5 protein-coding genes are annotated in these 6,073 nt (G+C 42.8%); 2 read left to right on the top strand and 3 right to left on the bottom strand.

Annotated elements, in window-relative coordinates; genetic code table 11:
• Positions 1-1,956: hypothetical protein (locus tag QZY09_RS15500; protein WP_295673825.1), on the top strand; the 1,956-nt coding region annotated here is incomplete at its 5' end.
• Positions 1,957-1,960: 4 nt separating this feature from the next.
• On the opposite strand, the gene QZY09_RS15495 is transcribed toward QZY09_RS15500, so the two are convergent.
• Positions 1,961-2,410 (bottom strand): hypothetical protein, encoded by a 450-nt coding sequence (locus QZY09_RS15495; protein WP_295673823.1) that lies wholly within the window; start codon positions 2,408-2,410, stop codon positions 1,961-1,963.
• Positions 2,411-2,446: 36 nt separating this feature from the next.
• Positions 2,447-2,773 (bottom strand): hypothetical protein, encoded by a 327-nt coding sequence (locus QZY09_RS15490; RefSeq protein WP_295673821.1) that lies wholly within the window; start codon positions 2,771-2,773, stop codon positions 2,447-2,449.
• A gap of 142 nt (positions 2,774-2,915) precedes the next feature.
• On the opposite strand from QZY09_RS15490, the gene QZY09_RS15485 reads away from it, so the two are divergent.
• Positions 2,916-4,979 carry a hypothetical protein gene (locus tag QZY09_RS15485; RefSeq protein WP_295673819.1) on the top strand — a complete coding sequence of 688 codons (2,064 nt, stop codon included), beginning with the start codon at positions 2,916-2,918 and terminating at the stop codon, positions 4,977-4,979.
• Between the two features lie 108 nt (positions 4,980-5,087).
• Here QZY09_RS15485 and QZY09_RS15480 read toward each other — a convergent pair whose 3' ends face one another.
• Positions 5,088-5,750, bottom strand: a complete 663-nt coding sequence (locus QZY09_RS15480; RefSeq protein WP_295673817.1) for a tetratricopeptide repeat protein — start codon at positions 5,748-5,750, stop codon at positions 5,088-5,090.
• Between the last annotated feature and the right edge of the window lie 323 nt (positions 5,751-6,073).

The raw sequence follows: 6,073 nt of genomic DNA, 5'->3' as shown, positions 1-6,073 counted from the left end.
GGATCACAAATTATCGCCGGTCAAACTTACGCGGTGTACCATGGCGAGCTAAGTGACTCAAGCAGCACTACCCCCTATTACACCAAATTCACTATTGAAAGCATCAGCACTGAACCGGCCAACCCGCCACCGGTTAATGTTTGCGACCTGGTAATCAATACTATTATTGTTGATAAACCCGAATCATCGCCCGGCACCGCCGATGCGCAAATCAGAGTACAGGCAAAGTCAAGCTACGGGCCGATTACTTATAGCCTTGATAATGTTACCTTTCAGTCGTCGCCAATATTTGCAGGTTTAACCAGTGGGCTAAAAAATGTTTATGTAAGCGATGCCAATGGCTGCATCAATGTTTCCGCAATAACCATCCCTCTGCTCAGTAGTTTGCTCACCGGCGATCCATCGGTTAGCCTAACCGGGGGCAACGTTTCGCGCTGGAACGCGGCATTTAACCCGGTAGTGTTCACCTATCAGCGAAAAGATTTTGATGTAACCTCCGTTTCGTTGGATACGCTGAGCGGCAACGCTGCAGTGATGGCCAATTGCGACAAAACCGCCCTTATTGCAGCAGTTAAAGCCTATAACAATGCCAATGCAAACGCTGCTACTCAAAATATTGTACTTACCAATAACAGCCCCGTGTTAGTTTATGTCAATACCGGTGTTTATACCGGCACTTATCAAGTAAATGAGGTAAAGGATGATGGCAGCCTGGTGATCAATACGCCTTTTATTTCGAACGCGACGGGCTACATCAACAGCAACACCATTCGCCCGTTTTATACGGTGCGTACACAAATCACCTACCAAGACCTTATCACCGGACAGCAAAATACCATTATATCAACCAACAGGCCCAATAGTACCGGGCTGGTTAAGGCTGATATCAGTAATTTTTTACAAAGCCTGTTACGCGCCAAGGACGACAGTAATTTTACGCAGGTAAACTATCGCGACAGCAACTTAAGCGCAAGCTACCAGGTGGCATACGCCGAATGCTGGGACGGCAAACTAACCAACACGCAGAGCTTAACCTATATCCCCATAAGCACACCATATTACATTTTATATGCTGCAAAACAACTGGGCGACAGTTACGGTGGCAACCTGGCGGCTTATGTGCCCTTCCCTTCGGTTACGACTAACAGCCAGCTGGCAAAATGGGTAACTGATTTTGCCGAACCTGCCTTTTCAAATGGTTATCCATTTGATATTGGTTTTATTTACGGCGAAGAACTTTTAGGCCTGCAGCTGTATTGCAACTTGATTCCGCTTGATATTAACCGAAACCCATTGCCAGGCAGTGCCAACAGTTACCTGGTAAATGAGGATGATACCTGGCTGTTGAACCAGGATGGCAGTAAATTGCTGATCGCCCGGCAAACATCCGGCAATACCAACGTGCCGGCGCAATTGGGTTTAAACCGGCTGCTGGTTAATACTAATTTTGGCAGCGATGTTTATTACTTTGATCTCACTTTAATGTATAACGACAGCAATAGCGTCGCACATGCCGTTACCCAAACCCAAACGGTAAGGGTTGACGATGCGGTTGACGAACAGTCTGTTTACCTGCGCTGGATAGGCTTAAGCGGATGCTGGAACTACTACCGGTTTGTTTATAACCAGGAAGTCTCGTTAGATGTGCAGAACGCCGTGATCATAAAAAACTATGTTTCCGACTGGGCCAACCAGGATGGCATTGAAGAGGTGATAGGCAAAAGCGCCGGCCAAAAGATGAAAGTGATGGCTGAGGATCTTTCAGTAAACGATATCAAGGGCCTCCAATCCATCAAATATTCGCCCAAAGTGCAAATGCTGGTAAATAAAAACCCGGTTAAATGGCAAACCATTGTGTTAAACACCGCCACCTTCAGCGAGTACGAAACGATTAACGGGCAGGCGCCATTCAGCGTTACGTTCAATATGCCGTCAATTAATATACAGAGCCAGTAGGTATCTATTTTTTACTTAAATTAACTTCATTTACAACTTTAAAGTCATCGCCTGAAGTTTGATAAGTATACGAACCCTGCAAAACCAATCGATTAGCAACCAGAATGCTTATAGTACAAGTGGTTTCTGGCAAAAGCGCAAGCGTCCTGGAAAGGATTAAATTTGAGCCATTGATATGATAGTAAAAAATCTCGGGAGAAACAAAGTTAGGATCTAAAAAAGTCTCGAACGCCGTTCCATCATTGTCAAACAAATAGTACTGACTTGTGTCGGATACATTATATGAATACGAAGTTGGGGACAGAACGCCATTTTTATAACTAGTAGCCGAGTATTTATTGATCATCCACTTGCCGGTTATTGAAACATCAGTTATTGGGTTAGCCCCTTTTTTACAAGCCGATAAACTGAAAATAAAAATACATACAGCTAATAAACGATATAAGTTTTTCATGATCGCACGTTTAATGATTGTATTGGCAATTTAAATCTAATTTTTAGGATGTAACGGTTTATTAATGCCCGGATGATCTTTATTATATTCAACCTCCACTGTATCTCCAACCCTAAGCGCGGTATCATGGGAATTACCTTTATATAGCTGTCCGTTAACTTTGAATGAATAGGAATATGAAAACTTTGGCTCTACGCGTTGATTCCCCATAAAATTCTTTTCATCTATGGTTATGGCTTTTATACGTTGTGGGTTAGAACCTAAAAAATGATCAGTAAATGAGTTCATAGCTATTTTATAGATAATATACCCTATAAGAACCAATGGTAAAAGTATCCAAAATAGACTTTGCATTTTCTTCATCCTGATTTGTGTTTTAGGCAAATAAAAAGGCACTTGTTAGGCGGACCAATTTATGCATAAGTTTTTCATAAATCAATCGGTTATGCTCAAGCCTCACAACTACTAAATACCCTAATAACACCTTACAACCATTACAGCAAATATGGACCAAATCCAACTATACATTAACGACCAATTGGTCGACCTTAGTGATGATAGCCCTATCGCGCTTACTTTCCAGATCAATAACCTGGCGGAGGTACAAAACCAGCAGGGCAATACCAGCAACCAGTTTAAACTGCCATTAACCCAGCGTAACCGCCAGATACTGGGCTTCCCGGATGATGTGGCTTTTGCCAACAACTTGCCTTATCAAAAATATGAGGCAAAGATCATCCAGGACGGCCTCGAAATAGTGCCTTATGGTATCGGCGAACTGAACGGCATCGAGCAGGATAATGCTAACATTACCATACTATCAGGCAATACCGATTTTTTTGACAGCATAGGCGGCAAATTGTATGATATGGGCGACAGCACCAGTATCTGGAGCAATTACGGGCAAAATCTGGTTTGGCAGCCTTATGATCATCAATGGGATATTGATAACGCGGCAAATTCGCAAACCAAAACCGATGGATGGATTTACCCTGTTATTGATTACGGCTTTATGAGTGATGATTTTACTACAGCCATTAATGTCCATAACCTGCGCCCGGGATTTTTTGTCAAAACGGCCATTGATCTGTTACTGCAATCGTCGGGCTATAAAGCTTCAGGGTCGTTAATGGGCGATCCGTTATATCCTTTAATGATTGCACAGTTTTCAAACGGCAGTTTTGAACACGGCGCCGATTATCAAAACCAGGTTGACGGCAACGGATGCGATGTAACCTTACCTTCGGCACTAACGGTATTTTACGGCACCCCTGCCCAGTTCACCGGAACAATCGTTTTTCCGGGTGTTACCGCCAACCCGGGTGGGTTTTATAATCCTTCTACAGGGATTTATACCAGCGATATCCGAAACAGCGTGAATATCACGTTAACAATACCATCCTTCTATTTTTATGGGAGTTATCTCCGGGACAATTATGCCGCAAATGTTGACATACACATCATTTCCACTGATCCTGCAACCGGCGTTGCTACGCTGGCAACAACAAATTATTACCTGGCGAATAACCCCACGCTCGTGCGCCAGGGCCCCTACCGGCATGGCTATACCATTACGCCCAAAACCGTACTTTCTGCTACTGCCGATTTGCAGCCTAATGCCACTATACAGGTAATTTACCGTTTTAATGGTTTTTCGCAGTCTAAATTTACCATGGCTGCCGGGAGCGAGCTTGTTATCAAATCAGCAAATCAATTGGTATTATATGGCCAAACCGTACAATGTGAGCGCATCTTCCCCGATATTTCGCAAAAGGATCTCTTAAAAGACACCCTGCAACGCTTCGGTATCATTTGCCAAACTGATAATACCAATAAAACTGTTTCTTTCAATTCATTTAAAAACGTCGTTAGTAATATCCCTCTTGCTAAAGACTGGAGCAGCAAATGCCTTAACCAGGGCAAACAGGTAAGCTTTCAACTGGGTAATTACGCACAGGTAAATTATATGCAATACCAAACCGACGAAAACCTGTTACCGTTAAAATACGGCTGGTCGCAGATAAAGATTGCCGACCAAACCTTGCCTGCAAGCGCCACCCTGGTACAAAGCCCCTTCGGGCCAAGCTTTAACAGGCCCTACTACGGAGGCAGCATCGCGCAAATAACAATGATCGACCAAACCAGCGGGACCAATGATTTCACGATAAGCGTGGCGCCAAGGATTCTGATAGATCAGAAGCTGGATCTTCGTGGTATACGAAAAACGGTAACATATACAGACGGCATTAACCCTGATAGGGTAATAAATGATATCATCAGCACGCCATATTTCTACAAACCTGATGCCCCCACCCTGGGGCCAGGCTACGGGCAGGCAAGCCTGAGGTTTGACGACCTGCGCAAACAGTATTACCCCGAACTGGAAAAAATCCTGACCCAAACCAAAAAGGTGGTGCGTTATATTTTACTCACCCCTCGTGATATCCTGGAGCTGGACCTTTTGATACCGGTTTACATACAGCAGGATAGCGCTTACTACTATATCAATAAAATTGACGCATGGCGTAAAGGGCAGCCCACAAAGGTGGAGTTGGTGAAACTCGGCTAAAAACCCTCGCCTTTTAGCAGTGCAACAAGCATCACAAACGGCCACCTTCTTTAAACATATGTAGGCAACAGTAAAAATAAAAAGGGCTAGTAAAGCCATTTTGCCGATTTATTTACAACGAAGATTAATCATTTCCTGCGCATCGGCATCGCCAAGCGACCCTGCTTTTACAAGATCCAGGCACCCGGTTTTATCGTTATTATCCAACTTTAAAATTCCCCGCTCGCGGTAAAAGCGCATAAGCCCAGGACTACCTGCAGGGCTAATTGAAATAGCATGATTATAATCGTTTAATGCTGTGGTATAATCTTTTACCTGTCCTTCGGCATACGCACGCCAGGAATAATAATTCGGATTATTTGAATTAATTTTAATCGCCTGGCCGTATGCAGCTATAGCTCCTTTAATATCTTTAAGTTGATTTAATTTGGTTTGCCCAATAAAAATATAAACGCTGGATGAGTCAGGTTCAAGGGTGGCAACCTTTTCCGCATCAGCTATACATCCTGCGTAATCGCCCAGTGCCCTTTTTACGATCGCCCTGTTTTCATAAGCTAAAATATAATTATTATCAGCTTCAATCGCCTGGTCAAAATCCTGCAAAGCTGCCTTATATTTTGCTTGCCTTGCGGTTTCATTCGCGGCACTATCGCCAACGTCGGTTTTTTCGCGCGATTTTGCAACGCCGGCATTAAAGTAGTTAACCGCATCCTTGTTTTTGCACGCGTAAAGAGTAGAAAGAATTAAAAGGATAGTAAAAGTGTTTTTCATGATGATTAGATAAGGTTTATTCATTGTTAAAGATTTAATGAGTTAAAGGTGAAAATATATTTTTTAAATGCCAAAAAAATTAGCAAATATTTTATTCCGGGATACGTGCTGTAGTAAAAGCAGGTTAAACTTTAGGGCTGCAACTGAAATTTATTTCTTCTGATTCTATGATTAAAAAGTTTTATTATGATATTTGGCATATTAAACATAATTATTTATATTTGTATCCGGGCTGCCTGGTGCCTCCAATACCATTGAAATCACTAGCTTTTGCTAATTCCAACCACATCCACTTTTGGTTCGATAACATTGGCAACAAAGGT

The organism is uncultured Mucilaginibacter sp. (genome assembly GCF_903913935.1).
GTDB lineage: Bacteria > Bacteroidota > Bacteroidia > Sphingobacteriales > Sphingobacteriaceae > Mucilaginibacter.
This window is presented reverse-complemented; position numbering and strand designations above follow the sequence as displayed.